At 63.2% G+C, this 13,864-nt stretch carries 14 protein-coding genes; 7 read left to right on the top strand and 7 right to left on the bottom strand.

Translation table 11 applies throughout. The features are described 5' to 3' along the window. Nucleotides 1–44 precede the first annotated feature (44 nt). The 6 genes from AB5Y70_RS01715 to maiA all read left to right on the top strand — a co-directional run bounded on the left by AB5Y70_RS01715 (nt 45) and on the right by maiA (nt 5,591). Nucleotides 45–689, top strand: coding sequence for a TIGR01621 family pseudouridine synthase (locus AB5Y70_RS01715; protein WP_029314720.1), 645 nt, complete (start codon nt 45–47; stop codon nt 687–689). Beyond that, on the top strand, nt 686–1,339 hold the full coding sequence (locus AB5Y70_RS01710) for an HAD family hydrolase (RefSeq protein WP_010675124.1): 654 nt from the start codon (nt 686–688) through the stop codon (nt 1,337–1,339). The genes AB5Y70_RS01715 and AB5Y70_RS01710 overlap by 4 nt, the downstream gene beginning before the upstream one ends. A 239-nt stretch (nt 1,340–1,578) precedes the next feature. Further along, entirely contained in the window at nt 1,579–2,733 is a 1,155-nt protein-coding gene (gene hppD, locus AB5Y70_RS01705; protein WP_010675123.1) for a 4-hydroxyphenylpyruvate dioxygenase, read from the top strand. Further along, the gene (locus AB5Y70_RS01700; protein ID WP_010675122.1) at nt 2,726–3,874 is read left to right on the top strand and encodes a homogentisate 1,2-dioxygenase; all 1,149 of its coding nucleotides are present in this window, start codon (nt 2,726–2,728) and stop codon (nt 3,872–3,874) included. Before hppD ends, AB5Y70_RS01700 begins: the two co-directional genes overlap by 8 nt. Nucleotides 3,875–3,884: 10 nt before the next feature. Beyond that, nucleotides 3,885–4,883: a fumarylacetoacetate hydrolase family protein gene (locus AB5Y70_RS01695; protein WP_010675121.1), complete on the top strand. Its 999-nt coding sequence runs from the start codon at nt 3,885–3,887 to the stop codon at nt 4,881–4,883. 69 nt (nt 4,884–4,952) lie between these two features. Then, nucleotides 4,953–5,591 (top strand): maleylacetoacetate isomerase, encoded by a 639-nt coding sequence (maiA, locus tag AB5Y70_RS01690; protein WP_010675120.1) that lies wholly within the window; start codon nt 4,953–4,955, stop codon nt 5,589–5,591. Nucleotides 5,592–5,663: 72 nt separating this feature from the next. Here the strand turns inward: maiA and AB5Y70_RS01685 are convergent, their stop codons facing one another. The 5 genes from AB5Y70_RS01685 to AB5Y70_RS01665 all read right to left on the bottom strand — a co-directional run bounded on the left by AB5Y70_RS01685 (nt 5,664) and on the right by AB5Y70_RS01665 (nt 10,213). Continuing rightward, complete coding sequence (locus tag AB5Y70_RS01685) at nt 5,664–6,287, bottom strand: glutathione S-transferase family protein (RefSeq protein ID WP_010675119.1); 624 nt, start codon at nt 6,285–6,287, stop codon at nt 5,664–5,666. A gap of 128 nt (nt 6,288–6,415) precedes the next feature. Then, on the bottom strand, nt 6,416–6,916 hold the full coding sequence (locus AB5Y70_RS01680) for a thioredoxin family protein (protein WP_010675118.1): 501 nt from the start codon (nt 6,914–6,916) through the stop codon (nt 6,416–6,418). 167 nt (nt 6,917–7,083) lie between these two features. Then, nucleotides 7,084–8,748 carry an asparagine synthase B gene (gene asnB, locus AB5Y70_RS01675; protein ID WP_010675117.1) on the bottom strand — a complete coding sequence of 555 codons (1,665 nt, stop codon included), beginning with the start codon at nt 8,746–8,748 and terminating at the stop codon, nt 7,084–7,086. Between the two features lie 205 nt (nt 8,749–8,953). Further along, complete coding sequence (locus AB5Y70_RS01670) at nt 8,954–9,322, bottom strand: cupin domain-containing protein (protein ID WP_010675116.1); 369 nt, start codon at nt 9,320–9,322, stop codon at nt 8,954–8,956. 141 nt (nt 9,323–9,463) lie between these two features. Next, nucleotides 9,464–10,213, bottom strand: a complete 750-nt coding sequence (locus tag AB5Y70_RS01665) for an HAD-IIA family hydrolase (RefSeq protein WP_010675115.1) — start codon at nt 10,211–10,213, stop codon at nt 9,464–9,466. Between the two features lie 201 nt (nt 10,214–10,414). On the opposite strand from AB5Y70_RS01665, the gene AB5Y70_RS01660 reads away from it, so the two are divergent. Further along, entirely contained in the window at nt 10,415–11,434 is a 1,020-nt protein-coding gene (locus AB5Y70_RS01660) for an adenosine deaminase (RefSeq protein WP_010675114.1), read from the top strand. 74 nt (nt 11,435–11,508) lie between these two features. Here AB5Y70_RS01660 and AB5Y70_RS01655 read toward each other — a convergent pair whose 3' ends face one another. Both AB5Y70_RS01655 and AB5Y70_RS01650 read right to left on the bottom strand, forming a co-directional pair. Further along, nucleotides 11,509–12,495 (bottom strand): zinc-binding dehydrogenase, encoded by a 987-nt coding sequence (locus AB5Y70_RS01655; protein ID WP_010675113.1) that lies wholly within the window; start codon nt 12,493–12,495, stop codon nt 11,509–11,511. 144 nt (nt 12,496–12,639) lie between these two features. Further along, the gene (locus AB5Y70_RS01650; RefSeq protein WP_010675112.1) at nt 12,640–13,749 is read right to left on the bottom strand and encodes an alkene reductase; all 1,110 of its coding nucleotides are present in this window, start codon (nt 13,747–13,749) and stop codon (nt 12,640–12,642) included. Nucleotides 13,750–13,864 lie beyond the last annotated feature (115 nt).

Here is a 13,864-nt window from a genome sequence, read left to right as displayed (position 1 = left end):
CCTGCATTCAAGTTGTTAACAAATAACATTCTAAAGGGTTATACATGTACCGGATACAATTGCAGCACAAAGATTTCATGGTGATCAACAAGCGTCCGGGCATTGGCATGCACGATGATGCCGGCGAGCCGGGTCTCGTCAATCGGGTCAGAATGGATACCGGTCTTGACCTCTATCCGGTCCATCGACTGGACAAGATGACCTCTGGGCTGGTGCTGCTGGCCCGCACCGCCGAAGCGAATCGCGCCCTCAGCATGGCTTTTGCGGCGCGGGAAGTGAGCAAGCAGTATCTGGCACTCTCCGATCGCAAGCCGAAGAAGAAGCAGGGCTGGGTGAAGGGTGACATGGAGAAAGGGCGAGGCGGCAGCTGGATGCTGAGCCGCACCCAGGATAACCCGGCCATTAGCTGGTTCGACTCCGTTTCGGTGCGCGAGGGGCTGCGCCTTTATCGTATCAAGCCCCGGACCGGCAAGACCCACCAGATCCGGGTGGCCTTGAAGAGCGTGGGAGCCCCCATCCTCGGAGATGAGCGTTACGGCGGCACGGCGGCGGATCGCGGTTATCTGCACGCCTGGCGCCTCGCCTTCACCCTGGCAGGTGAGAGCTTCGATCTCGTTTGTCCGCCCGATGAAGGAGCGCTGTTCCTCCTGCCCGAGTTGCATGCCGCCATCGCAGAGATCACCGAATGAGCGCAGCAACCGCGAGAGTCCCAGCCCACGGCTGGATCCTGGCCGACTTCGATGACACCCTAGCGCCGGATGACAGCCATGCGGGGTTGCTGCGTTTCATCTTGCGCCGCCGTATCTGGCCGCTGCTGCTGTGGCCACTGATGGCGTTCGGTGCCGTGATCTATCTGCTGCCAGGTCAGCGCAGTCGCGGCATTGCACTCATCTGGTGGGCCATCACCCTCGGGCTATCCCCCCTGGCCTGGCGCGCCCTGGTACGGCAGTACAGCCTGACCCGGCCCGGTCTGTATCGGGAGGCGCGAGCCCTCCTGACGGGGGAGGGGCACCGCTGCTGGGTCATCTCCGCCAGTCCCCGCGCCCTGGTCCGTGCCCAGCTCCATCGTCAACTGCCAAGGCTCCCTCACCGCATCATCGGCTCGCGGATGGGTTACCGTTTCGGCGGCCTGGTGCCGCGCTTCTATTGCCATGGCAGGCACAAGCTGCTGCCTGAGCTCCTGACCCTGGAGGCCGCACTCACCCTGAGTGACAGCCTGCACGATCTGCCCCTGCTGGCGTTGGGGGAGCAGGCCTGGCTCATCAACCCCACAAGGACTCGATTGTGGAAGATGAGGGCGGTACTGCCCCATATCGAACCCTGTTATTGGTCGTTGTAAGGCAAAGCTGACAGCCTTGCGGGACGCTAACGAGCGCAGTGCAAGGCTGGGGCTGTGATGTCACATTTCATTTACATTCTTTGGCGCGGATTCCCGCCAAACTATCTGAACGCCGCCCCTTCTCATTCCCTGCGCCCGCCACTCTAATGAAACAAGTTGTTAACAATGCCGTGCGGGCTGCCTGTCGAGCCCTTGCGGCGTGACCCGTTTCGTTATCAGTTCATCGCAAGGAGCGCATCATGACCACCCCTTCTTCCCGTACTCACACCATCAACCCCCTTGGCACCGACGGGTTTGAGTTCGTCGAGTACACGGCGCCGGATCTCAAGGGCATTGCGGCCCTCAAGGCGTTGTTCGTCTCACTGGGCTTTGCCGAAGTGGCCAAGCACAGGCACAAGCAGTGCTGGCTCTATCGCCAGGGGGACATCAACTTCGTGGTCAATGCCGAGCCCCACTCCCAGGCGGAGGAGTTTGCCCGGGCCCATGGTCCGAGCGTGTGCGGCATGGCGTTTCGGGTGAGCGATGCCGGCCGTGCCCAGCAGTACGCCATTGGCCAGGGGGCCAAGCCGTTTGTGGGCAAAATCGGCCCCATGGAACTCAACATCCCCGCCATCTACGGCATCGGCGAGAGTACCCTCTCCTTTGTCGATCGCTATGGCGAGCGCGGCTCCATCTATGACGTGGACTTTATCTTCTACCCCGACTGGCAGGCCCGCATGGCCGAGGTGGACGCAGGGCTCTATGAGATCGACCACCTGACCCACAACGTCCATCGCGGCAATATGAACCTCTGGTCGAATTTCTACGAGCGGATCGGCAACTTCCGGGAAATCCGCTACTTCGACATCGAGGGCAAGCTGACAGGACTGCACTCGCGCGCCATGACGGCCCCTTGCGGCAAAATTCGCATCCCCATCAACGAGTCGGCGGACGACAAGTCCCAGATAGAGGAGTACCTGCGCCAGTACAAGGGGGAGGGGATCCAGCACATCGCGCTCGCCTCTGCCGACATCTATCACACCATCCGCACGCTCAGAGGGCGGGGAACCGGCTTCATGCCGACGCCGGACACCTACTACGAGAAGGTGGACAGCCGGGTCGCGGGTCATCAGGAGGATCTGGCCGCGCTGAAGGCGCTGCGCATCCTCATCGACGGCTCGCCGACGAAGGACGGCATCCTGCTGCAGATCTTCACGGACACCGTCATCGGGCCCGTGTTCTTCGAGATCATCCAGCGCAAGGGCAACGAGGGCTTTGGTGAGGGCAACTTCCAGGCATTGTTCGAATCTATCGAGCTGGATCAGATCCGCCGTGGCGTGCTGGACGGATCCACGCAAGGGGAGGTGAACAGTGCCGCGCAGGGCCAGAAAAACGGAGAACCGAGCGATGCGTAACTGGATAAGCTTCCCCCATCGGGAGGGAACCCACTCCCGCCAGGCCCATGCCGATCTGCCGGAGCAGGCCATCTATGAGCGCGAGCTGGGGCGCTCGGGCTTCTTCGGTCCGGCCACCCACATGCACCACAAGCATGCTCCCACCGACTGGGTCAACTGGGAGGGGCCGCTTCGGCCACGGGCGTTTGACTTGAACGATCTGCAGGAGGAGGTGAGCTCCCTCTCCCCCTGGGTGATGCCGGATATTCTCAGCAACCCCCACTGCCGCTACCGCATCTGGCGCCTGCATGAGCCCATGCCGTTTCTGGTGCGCAACGCCGATGGCGACGAGCTCCTGTTCATTCACGAGGGGAGCGGAGAGTTCTACTGCGACTACGGACACCTCATCTTGAGAGATGGCGACTATGTGGTGATCCCCCGTGGCACCATGTGGCGCATCGAGCCCACCGCGCCCCTCTTCATCCTGATGATAGAGGCGACGGAAGACAGTTATCAGCTGCCGGACAAGGGACTGGTGGGCAATCACGCCATCTTCGATCCGGCGGCCCTGGACGTGCCCGCCATCAACGAGCGCTTCCTTGCCCAGCAGGATGAAAACCCCTGGTCGCTGCAGATCAAGCGCCACGATCAGGTCTCGGTCGTCACCTGGCCGTTCAACCCGCTGGATGCACAAGGGTGGCACGGGGACTTGTGCGTGGTGCGCCTCAACTGGCGGGATATCCGCCCGCTGATGAGCCACCGCTACCACCTGCCTCCCTCGGCCCACACCACCTTCGTGGCGAGCCGGTTCGTGGTCTGCACCTTCGTGCCGCGTCCCATCGAGAGTGACCCAGGCGCCCTGCGGGTGCCCTTCTACCACAGCAACGACGACTTCGACGAAGTGCTATTCTACCACGCCGGGGACTTCTTCAGCCGGGACAACATCAAGCGGGGCATGGTCACCTTCCACCCTGCCGGCTTCACCCATGGTCCCCATCCCAAGGCCTTTGCGGCAGGGCAGGCCCATGCCAAGACCTTCACCGACGAGGTGGCGGTGATGCTCGACACCCGGGATGCCCTGGCCGTCGGCCCGATCTGCGAAGGGGTCGAACACCCCGGTTATGTCACCAGCTGGCAGCGTCCAGAGACGCTCGGCAAATAAGGAATTCGATATGAAACTGGCAACCCTGAACAATGGCAAGCGCGACGGCGCCCTGGTGGTGGTGAGCCGCGATCTGGCGCGCGCCGTCCATGTGACGACCATCGCCCCGACCCTGCAGTCGGCCCTCGACCAGTGGGGAGAAGTGGCGCCGCAATTGGCGAAGGTTTATCAGCGACTCAACGAGGGCGCCTGCCCCGACGCCTTCCCCTTCGATGAGGAGGCGTGCCTCTCCCCGCTGCCCCGCGCCTACCAGTGGATTGACGGCAGTGCCTACGTCAATCACGTGGAGCTGGTGCGCAAGGCGCGCGGCGCCGACATGCCAGAAAGCTTCTGGCACGATCCCCTGATGTATCAGGGAGGCTCTGACAGCTTCCTGCCGCCCCGTGGCCCCATCGTGATGGGCTCCGAGGAGTGGGGGATCGACTTCGAGTCGGAAGTCGCCGTCATCACCGACGACGTGCCCATGGGCACCCGTTCGCAGGGGGCGGCGAGCCACATCAAGCTCTTGATGCTGGTCAACGACGTGAGCCTGCGCAACCTCATTCCCGGGGAGCTTGCCAAGGGCTTTGGCTTCTTCCAGTCCAAGCCCTCCAGCAGCTTCTCGCCGGTGGCTATCACCCCGGACGAGCTGGGGGATGACTGGCGCGATGGCAAGGTCCACCTGCCCCTGGTGACCCACCTCAACGGCGCCCTGTTCGGGCAACCCGACGCCGGGGTGGACATGACCTTCAACTTTGATGAGCTGATTGCCCATGCCGCCAAGACAAGGCCGCTTGGGGCGGGTTGCATCATCGGCTCGGGCACCGTCTCCAACTACGACAGAAGCCGGGGATCCTCCTGCCTTGCCGAGCGGCGGATGCTGGAAATTATCGAGTCAGGTCAAGCCACTACACCCTTTCTGCGCTTTGGTGATACAGTGTCCATCGCGATGCAGGATCGCAACGGGATGAGTCTGTTTGGCACCATTTTGCAGCGGGTCACGCAAGCAACGGCCGAGCGGGCGAGCTAGGAGAGCCCGACCCCTGGAGGGGCGGGCGACACGGCAGGTGGCAGACACCTGCCACCACAGGGACACACTATGCTGCAGTTGTTTGGATATTGGCGCTCATCGGCCAGCTTTCGCGTGCGTTTGGTACTGCAACTCAAGGGGCTCGATTATGAGCAGCACCCGGTCAACTTGCGGCAGGGTGAGCAGAAGGAGAAGGCCTACCGCCGGGTCAATCCCCAGGGACTGGTGCCGTTTCTCGTGGACGATGACGTGCATCTGGGTCAGTCGGTGGCCATCATGGAGTACCTCGACGAGACCTATCCCGCCTACCCCCTGATGCCCTCCGCGCCCATCGAACGTGCCCGGGTGCGCCAGATAGTCAACATGATCGCCTGTGACACCCACCCCCTCAACAACCTGCGCGTGCTGCACTACCTGGAGCAGGAGTTGGGGCAGAGCAAGATGGCGCGGGATGCCTGGTATCGCCACTGGATAGACGAGACCTTCACCGCGCTGGAGCAGCTTCTCATGACCACCGCCGGCATCTATTGCGTGGGCAACGAGGTCACCCTGGCGGACTGCATGCTGGTGCCCCAGGTCTACAACGCCCGCCGCTTCGACATGACCCTGGATGACTACCCCACCATTGCGCGCATCGTCGCCAACTGCGAGCAGTTGCAGGCCTTTATCAAGGCGGCCCCCGCCAATCAGCCGGATGCCCAGCCCTGAAGCTGTGCAGACCGGGCCAGCGCGTTGGCCCGGTCTGCCATCTCTTTCCTTGCCCGGGTTATCTTGCTCGCCTCAGGGCGTGCCATTGGCCCCATAGCGTCGAAACCCCGGCCGCTCTTTCAGTCGCTGGTAGTAGTCGTCCACGGCGGGTAGCGACGGGCGATCATAGGGCGTCTCCAGCCAGCGGTTGACTGACAGCCCGATGGGAATGTCTGCCAGCGAGAAGTGCGGACCGGCCACATATCCTCCGGTTGTTTGAAGCTGTCTCTCCAGGATCTCCATGCAGTGAGACCACTGCAGGCAAGCTGCGTGAAGGGCCTGATGGTCTTGATGCTGGGGGGAGCGCCTCACCAGCGACAGGAAGGCGTAGCGCCAGGCGCTGTTCAAGTCCGATGCCTGCCAGTCAATCCATTGATCGACCCGAGCCCTGGCTCTCGCCTCGGCGGGATAGAGTGCATTGGCACCATGGCGCGTCGCCAGGTAGCGGATGATGGTGTTCGACTCCCACAGCGTAAAATCCTCATCCTGAATGACGGGCACCATGGCATTGGGGTTGAGCGCCAGAAACGCCGGGGTGTCCGTGGGTTTGAAGCCGGATCCCCACTCCTCCAGCTCGAACGGGAGGGTCAGCTCAGCACAGGTCCACAGTACCTTGCGCACATTGATTGACGACGCCTTGCCCAGTATTCGCAACATCTTTTTCGTCCTTGTCCGGGGTGATGGATGGCCTGTTTGTCGCAGACATGCCACTTCCCTGTTTGCGCTTCCATCAAGGCCCTGTACTGTCACTGACCGTGCGGGGCCCTGTTTGATTGACTGGCGAGTCAGCCGTGGGTGGTCCTGGGCTGGAAATAGGCGATAAATTTGCCGAGTTTCTCCCCGTCGTAACTCTTCCCCTTCTCCAGCAGCCCGGTGTTGAAGGACTCGAGCAGCCTGCCTTTGGCATCCAGCACGTAGAAGTGGGGGACCCCCAGATACTCGGGATAGTCTTTCAGGAAGGATTCATTCTTGTTCTGCTCGCTGACGTTCACCTTGACCACCACGAAGGTGCGGTTGAGCTGGCCGGCGAGATCGGGTTCCCGGTCCAGAAAGCGGTTCATCTCCTGGCACCAACTGCACCATTCGCCCCCCACCAGCAACAGGACTTTCTTGCCCTCGGCACTGGCCTTGGCGGTAGCGGCGGCGAGATCGCGGGCCGGATCCCGCGTCTCGTCATAACCCTGGCTGTAATCGGGCAGGCTCTGACTCCAGAGGTGGTCGCCCGCGCAGGCGGCGCCATTGAAAAGGAGGGTGCCCAGTATCAGGGGCAGTAACAGTCGTTTCATGGTCTCTTCCTTGTGTCGTTATCTTTGCTTCCAGGCGCAGACAATGTGACACGAGGCGTTTCCTGCGCCAAGCCGCAAACAGGGAAGGGGAAGGCAAAAAGCGGCAATGGAATGGCAGAAAACAACAAAGCCCCTCGAGAGGGGCTTTGTATTCAGGTCAGGGGCGATCAGTAACCCTGCTGGTGGACGTCCATCACGGCGCGACCGGAGGGATCGGCCATCTCCTTGAACTTGGCATCCCATTCGAGCGCGGTCGGGGTGGAGCAGGCGACCGACTTGCCGTAGGGCACGGTGCGGGCGGCGGACTCCAGCGGGAAGTGCTCGTCGAAGATGGCGCGGTAGTAGTACGCCTCCTTGGTGAGCGGGGTGTTGACGGGGAAGCGGAAGGCGGCCGCCTCGAACATCTGATCCGTCACCTCTTCCTCGACCATGGCTTTCAGGCTGTCAATCCAGGAGTAGCCTACGCCGTCGGAGAACTGCTCCTTCTGGCGCCACGCCACTTCGTGGGGGAGCAGATCCTCGAAGGCTTCCCGCAGGATGTGCTTCTCGATCTTGCCCTTGCCGCACATCTTGTCGGCGGGATTGAGGCGCATCGCCACGTCCATGAACTCCTTGTCGAGGAAGGGCACGCGGCCTTCCACGCCCCAGGCGGCCATGGACTTGTTGGCCCGCAGGCAGTCATAGAGGTGCAGGGAGGCGAGCTTGCGCACGTTCTCTTCGTGGAACTCGCGGGCGTTGGGGGCCTTGTGGAAGTAGAGGTAGCCGCCGAACAGCTCGTCGGAGCCTTCGCCGGAGAGCACCATCTTGATCCCCATCGCCTTGATGTAGCGGGCCATCAGATACATGGGCGTGGAGGCGCGGATGGTGGTGACGTCATAGGTCTCGAGGTGATAGATGACGTCCCGCAGGGCATCCAGCCCTTCCTGCACGGTGAAGTGGATCTGGTGGTGGATGGTGCCGAGGTGATCGGCCACCTTGCGGGCGGCAGCGAGATCCGGCGACCCTTCCAGGCCGACGGCGAAGGAGTGCAGCTGGGGCCACCAGGCTTCGCTCTTGCCATCGTCTTCCACCCGGCGGGCGGCATAGAGCTTGGTGATGGCGGAGATGACGGACGAATCCAGACCACCGGAGAGCAGCACGCCGTAGGGCACGTCGCACATCAGCTGGCGCTTGACCGCCGCTTCCAGGGCCGCTTTGAGCTCGGCCTTGTCGCTGACGTTGTGCTCGACCGGCGCGTACTCCATCCAGTCCCGTTTATACCACTGTTTAAGCTCGCCATCCTTGCTCCACAGGTAGTGTCCCGGCGGGAAGGTCTCGACGCTCTTGCAGACCGGCACCAGGGCCTTCATCTCGGAGGCGACATAGAAGTTGCCGTGTTCGTCGCGGCCGGTATAGAGGGGGATGATCCCCATGTGGTCGCGACCAATCAGGTAGGCATCCTGCTCGGCGTCATAGAGGATGAAGGCGAAGATGCCGTTCAGATCGTCCAGGAACGCCGGGCCCTTCTCCTTGTAGAGGGCCAGCAGCACTTCACAGTCGGAGTGGGTCTGGAACTGGAAGTCGACCTTGAGGTTCTTCTCCAGCTCCTTGTGGTTGTAGATCTCGCCGTTGACGGCCAATACGTGCGTGCGCTCGGGATTGTAGAGAGGCTGTGCGCCGTTGCCCGGATCGACGATGGCCAGGCGCTCGTGCACCAGGATGGCCTTGTCGGAGCTGTAGACGCCGGACCAGTCAGGCCCGCGGTGACGCAGTCGCTTGGACATCTCCAGGGCCGATTTGCGCAGGGCAGTGGCGTCGGTCTTGATGTCCAGAATGCCGAAAATAGAACACATTGGCGGTAATCCTCTTGATTTTTATATGAGCCCCCCACGTTTGGGCTCGAAATTCCATTTACATTCCTCGCCAATCACAATGCCTAGCGGAAAACCCTTTTGCAAGCGGGAAAACCGCAGAAAATCATGCCGTAAGCGTCAAGTTGCGCAGGGGATGGCGGCCGTCCGGCCGCCTGAAGAGAGAGGGTCAGGGTTGACGTGCGCGTCAACTCGCGTCGGGTTCGAAGATCACATAGAGCTTGCGACAAGGGGTGAGGGTCTCCCACTGCCCGACAAAACCGGCGGGAATGACGAACTGAACCCCCGGTTTGAGGTGCAGCCGGCCGCCCTGCTCGTCGTGGATCACCGCCTCCCCTTCCAGCATCTGGCAGTATTCGTGTTCGGTATAGTGAACGGCCCAGCAGCCCGGCTCGCAAGCCCAGAAGCCCACGTGAAACTGCTGGCTCGGGTCGGAGTAGTGGTTCCATGCCGTCTGGCTCGGCGTCCCGGCCCTGATGCGCTCGGGGGCCGGCATCAGCGGGGTGGGGGAGACAGTGTGTTTGTCCAGCAGGATCCAGTCGTTCAGGCTCTTCATGGTGCGTCCTTGAGTGGCGAAGGAGCATCCTGCTCCCGTTTAGTTTGTTTAACGATTTTGCGCTTACGTTAAACGAAACGGGCCCCCTTTGCCAAGGGGGCCCGTGCAGGCTGAAGGCTACCGGAAGGGCGGCACCCGGGATCAGACGATGTCGATGTCCACCACGGAGTCAAAGATGTGGTTCGGTCGAAACGGCATGCGGTCGATGTCCGCCACCTTGCTCACCCCGGAGAGCACCAGCACCGTCTCGAGACCGGCCTGGAAGCCTGCCAGGATGTCGGTGCGCAGGTTGTCGCCGATGATGATGGTGTCGTCGGAGTGGGCCTCCATCCGGTTGAGGGCCGCGCGAATGATCCAGGCGCTCGGCTTGCCGACATAGAAGGGCTTCTTGCCGGTCATCCGCTCGATGGGGGCGCACAGGGCGCCGCAGGCCGGGTACATCAGGGGGCCGTGGGTGTCGGGGTTGGTGGCGATGAAGCGGGCCCCCTGATCCACGAACTTGGCGCCCTGCTGCATCATGGTCCAGTTGTAGTTGCGGGTCTCCCCCACCACCACGAAGTCCGGGTCGATATCGGTGATGGTGAAGCCGGCCTTGTAGAGCTCGTGGGTCAGGGCCCCTTCGCCAATCACATAGGCCTTCTTACCATCCTGGCGCTTGAGAAAGTCGGCGGTGCCCATGGCGGAGGTGTAGAAGCACTCCTCGGGCACCTCTATTCCGGCGGAGCGGAAGCGGTTTTGCAGATCTTTCTGGGTCTGGGCCGGGTAGTTGGTGAGGAACAGGAGCTTGCTGCCCTGCTCCAGCAGGCGGTGGACGAAGCGGTCGGCGCCGGGAATGAGATCGTTGTTGTGCAGGATGACGCCGTCAATGTCACAGATGACGTTTTTCTTCATGAAATCTCCTTGTAGGGCGCAAGAGCGGGGACAGGGCATCCCTCTGTTTGTCTCTTCAATCGGTTATGGTTTTTGTGCCGCCATTATAAGGCCCTTTGATGACAAGTCTCCCTCGGTGGGCCAGATGGGTGCACAATGAAGGCGAAGGGAGGGCGCCGCCCCGGTGGTGCCCGCACGGAGTCTGACGATGGAGCCGTCATCATGGAGCACTTTATTGCCGACTTGCCCAAGCTGGAACTGCACCTGCATATCGAGGGGACCCTCGAACCCGAGCTGATGTTCGCCCTCGGTCAGCGCAACGGGGTGGCGCTGCCCTGGCCCGATGTCGACAGCCTGCGCGCCGCCTATGAGTTCGACGGCCTGCAATCCTTCCTCGATCTCTACTACCTCGGCGCCAGCGTGCTCATCCACGAACAGGATTTCTTCGACCTCACCTGGGCCTATCTCGAGCGCTGCGTTGCCGATCACGTGGTGCACGTGGAGATCTTCTTCGACCCCCAGACCCACACCGCCCGCGGCGTGCCCTTTGCCACCGTGTTGGGGGGCATCGAGCGGGCGTTGCAGGCTGGGGAAGCAGCCTTTGGCATCAGCTGGCGGCTCATCATGAGCTTCCTGCGCCACCTGAGTGAAGAGGCGGCATTCGCCACCCTGGCAGAGGCCACGCCGCACCTGGCGCGCCTGCACGGGGTCGGCCTCGATTCGGGGGAGCAGGGCAACCCGCCCAGCAAGTTCGCCCGGGTCTTCGCTCGCTGCCGCGAGCTGGGGCTGCCGGTGGTGGCCCACGCGGGGGAGGAGGGGCCGGCTGACTACATCTGGCAGGCGATCCGGGAGCTCGGAGTGCAACGCATCGATCACGGGGTGCGCTGCGTCGAGGATCCCGCGCTGCTGAGCTATCTTGCCGACACCCGGCTGCCCCTCACCGTCTGCCCCCTCTCCAACGTGCGGCTCAGGGTGTTTGACCAGATGGCCCAGCACAATGTGCTGAGGCTGCTGGAGCAGGGGCTCTGCGTCACCGTGAACTCCGACGATCCCGCCTATTTCGGGGGATACCTGGGGGCCAACTTCCAGGCCCTGGCCGACGGGCTTGGCGCCAGCCAGGAGCAGCTGTGCCGCCTCAGTCTCAATGCCGTGGAGGCGAGCTGGCTGAGCCTCGCGGACAAGGTGCGTCTGACCCGGGACATTCGCCTCCATGCCGCCCTGCACGGGGTGAGCCTGCACTGAGCAGGCCGCCTTGCACACCTTGAATGGAGGAGGCCCGCCATGGCGGGCCTCTTTGTGCCATCGTTGGGCGGGTATCAATCCACTCTCACCAGATACTTTTCCCCTTGTCCCTCCTGCTTGACGCGAGTGAGAAGGGAGGGCAGGGCGTCGAAGTCGCCCACCACCAGCGGCGGCAGGGTCAGCTCGCCGCTCGCCATCTGCGCCATCATGGCGACACCGGCCGCCACCAGACGGCTCCACTGTTTGTCCGAGCCAAAGGCGTGCTGGGCGCCGAGGGCAATCTCGTGCAATGAGTGGCAATGGCTAAAGGCGGGCAGCGGGTTGCGCGCGATGCGCCCGAGCACAGTCACCATGTGGCCGTAATAGCCAAGGGCAGGCAGCAAGGCTTCTGCCTGCTGGCTGGAGACCAGATCGATGATCCCCTCGAAGGGTTCACCGCCGTTGGCGGCCTGCAACTGGGCCAGCCAGTCGGGATCCCGATAGTCCGCCACCCCCTGCACGCCTAGCTGTTTGAGCCACTGGTGATGGCGCGGGCTGGCGCTGGCAAAGACGCGGGCCCCCTTCTGGAGGGCAAGTTGCACCGCGAAGCGGCCGACACTGCTGCCAGCCCCAGTGATGAGCAGGGCCTCCCCGTGCAGGTGAGGCAGCTTGGCCAGTGCCTGCCAGGCGGTGAGGCCGGGGCAGGGGAGCGCGGCGGCCGCCTCGTCGCTCAGGGCATCGGGCACCGGCATCAGGGCGCGAGCCGGCACCAGGGTGTGGCGGGCAAAGCTGCCGCCGTGGCGCAGGTCGGTGTGATAGGCGACCCGGGTGCCGGGGCGCAGGTGGGTGACATTGGCCCCCAGTGCCACCAGGGTGCCCATGCCATCGACGCCAGGCACATGGCCTGGCTGCCAGTGGGGATGACCCTGTTCGATGAGTTTCCAGTCCACCGGATTGAAGGCGATGATCCGGTTGGCTATGAGGACCTCGTCGGGCCCGGGGGTGGGGAGCGCTTGCCGGGTGAGGGTGAGCTGGTCCGGTTCGCCGGGGGCGTGCCAGCACCAGGCCTGGGTATGGGTCATGGTGACTCCTTGGATGAGAGGGGTGGGTGCCTTGATTGACTCACATGGCGTAACAATGCCTTGAACTGCTGTTGCACTGGCAAGACAACAAGGCGAGCCCCCTGTTGGAGGGCCCGCCCGGGAAGAGGTTCGGCGCCAGCCGCCTTATGCCCGCTCTGCCCCATAGACGGGGTAGTCCGTCAGCCCTTTCTCGCCGCCGCCAAACAGGGTGGCGGGATCATGGGGGGCGAACGGATGGCCGTGGCGCAGGCGGTTCGGCAAGTCGGGGTTGGCCACGAAGGGGCGACCGAAGCCAATCATGTCGGCCCAGCCCGCCTCGATGGCGGCGCGGGCGCGCTCCCCATCGTATTTGCCGGCGTAGATGAGGGTGTTGGGGAAGGCGTCGCGCAGCCCCTGCTTGAAGCTCTCCGCCATCAGGGGGGCGTCGTCCCAGTCCGCTTCGGCGACGTGCAGATAGACCACGCCGAGCTGGCCCAGCAAGCGCGCGGCGGCCAGATAGGTCTCCTGGGGGTTGGCATCCACGGTGCCGTTGAGGGTGGTGAGTGGCGCAAGGCGTACCCCGACCCGGTCGGGACCGATCTCGTCACAGACCGCCTCGGTCACCTCTTTCAGGAAGCGCAGCCGGTTTTCGAGCGAACCGCCATAGCCGTCGGTGCGGGTATTGGACTCGGAGTCGAGGAACTGGTTGATGAGGTAGCCGTTGGCGGCGTGCAACTCGATGCCGTCAAAGCCCGCCTCCATGGCGTTGCGGGCAGCCTGGCGAAACTGCCCCACCACGGCGTCGATGTCGGCCTGGGTCATGGCGCGCGGGGTGACGGTCTCCACAAACCCCGGGGCATCGCTGCCGTTGTCGACGAATACCTTCACTCCCTTGGCCTGGATGGCGGAGGAGGAGAGGGGCTGGGCGCCGCCGATGTTGTCAGGATGGGTGACCCGGCCCACGTGCCAGAGCTGGGCGAACATGATGCCCCCCTCGGCGTGGACGGCATTGGTTACCTGCTTCCAGCCTGCCACCTGCTCGGCGCTGTGGATGCCCGGCGTCCAGGCGTAGCCCTTGCCCAGGGGATCTATCTGGGTGCCTTCGCTGATGATGAGGCCGGCCCCGGCACGCTGGGCGTAGTAGGTCGCCATCATGGCGTTGGCCACGTCCCCGGGCTGGCTGGCGCGGGAGCGGGTCATGGGGGGCATGACGATGCGGTTGGCAAGGTGCAGCTGGCCGAGGCGAAGGGGGCAGAACAGGGGATCGTGGTGCATGATGGATTCCTCAATCTTTGGGAGTGAGGTGACTCTAGAGGGGATTGTTATTGTGAAAAAGAGGGGGTATTGCAGAAGAGAATTGCCGTTATCGCAGCAATGGCCCGGGAGGGGC

The sequence above is a fragment of the Aeromonas sp. s1(2024) genome (assembly GCF_040908005.1).
Lineage (GTDB): Bacteria > Pseudomonadota > Gammaproteobacteria > Enterobacterales > Aeromonadaceae > Aeromonas > Aeromonas caviae.
The sequence above is the reverse complement of the archived record's forward strand: the minus strand, read 5'-3'. Positions and strand labels throughout refer to the sequence as shown.

What these genes read in the sequence shown, in the direction of transcription:
- AB5Y70_RS01660 (WP_010675114.1), top strand. Translation starts at nt 10,415, where the DNA reads ATGGAGCACTTTATTGCCGACTTGCCCAAGCTGGAACTGCACCTGCAT.
- AB5Y70_RS01650 (WP_010675112.1), bottom strand. Translation starts at nt 13,749, where the DNA reads ATGCACCACGATCCCCTGTTCTGCCCCCTTCGCCTCGGCCAGCTGCAC.
- AB5Y70_RS01710 (WP_010675124.1), top strand. Translation starts at nt 686, where the DNA reads ATGAGCGCAGCAACCGCGAGAGTCCCAGCCCACGGCTGGATCCTGGCC.
- asnB (WP_010675117.1), bottom strand. Translation starts at nt 8,748, where the DNA reads ATGTGTTCTATTTTCGGCATTCTGGACATCAAGACCGACGCCACTGCC.
- AB5Y70_RS01685 (WP_010675119.1), bottom strand. Translation starts at nt 6,287, where the DNA reads ATGTTGCGAATACTGGGCAAGGCGTCGTCAATCAATGTGCGCAAGGTA.
- AB5Y70_RS01655 (WP_010675113.1), bottom strand. Translation starts at nt 12,495, where the DNA reads ATGACCCATACCCAGGCCTGGTGCTGGCACGCCCCCGGCGAACCGGAC.
- AB5Y70_RS01715 (WP_029314720.1), top strand. Translation starts at nt 45, where the DNA reads ATGTACCGGATACAATTGCAGCACAAAGATTTCATGGTGATCAACAAG.
- AB5Y70_RS01665 (WP_010675115.1), bottom strand. Translation starts at nt 10,213, where the DNA reads ATGAAGAAAAACGTCATCTGTGACATTGACGGCGTCATCCTGCACAAC.
- AB5Y70_RS01700 (WP_010675122.1), top strand. Translation starts at nt 2,726, where the DNA reads ATGCGTAACTGGATAAGCTTCCCCCATCGGGAGGGAACCCACTCCCGC.
- AB5Y70_RS01695 (WP_010675121.1), top strand. Translation starts at nt 3,885, where the DNA reads ATGAAACTGGCAACCCTGAACAATGGCAAGCGCGACGGCGCCCTGGTG.
- hppD (WP_010675123.1), top strand. Translation starts at nt 1,579, where the DNA reads ATGACCACCCCTTCTTCCCGTACTCACACCATCAACCCCCTTGGCACC.
- AB5Y70_RS01680 (WP_010675118.1), bottom strand. Translation starts at nt 6,916, where the DNA reads ATGAAACGACTGTTACTGCCCCTGATACTGGGCACCCTCCTTTTCAAT.
- AB5Y70_RS01670 (WP_010675116.1), bottom strand. Translation starts at nt 9,322, where the DNA reads ATGAAGAGCCTGAACGACTGGATCCTGCTGGACAAACACACTGTCTCC.
- maiA (WP_010675120.1), top strand. Translation starts at nt 4,953, where the DNA reads ATGCTGCAGTTGTTTGGATATTGGCGCTCATCGGCCAGCTTTCGCGTG.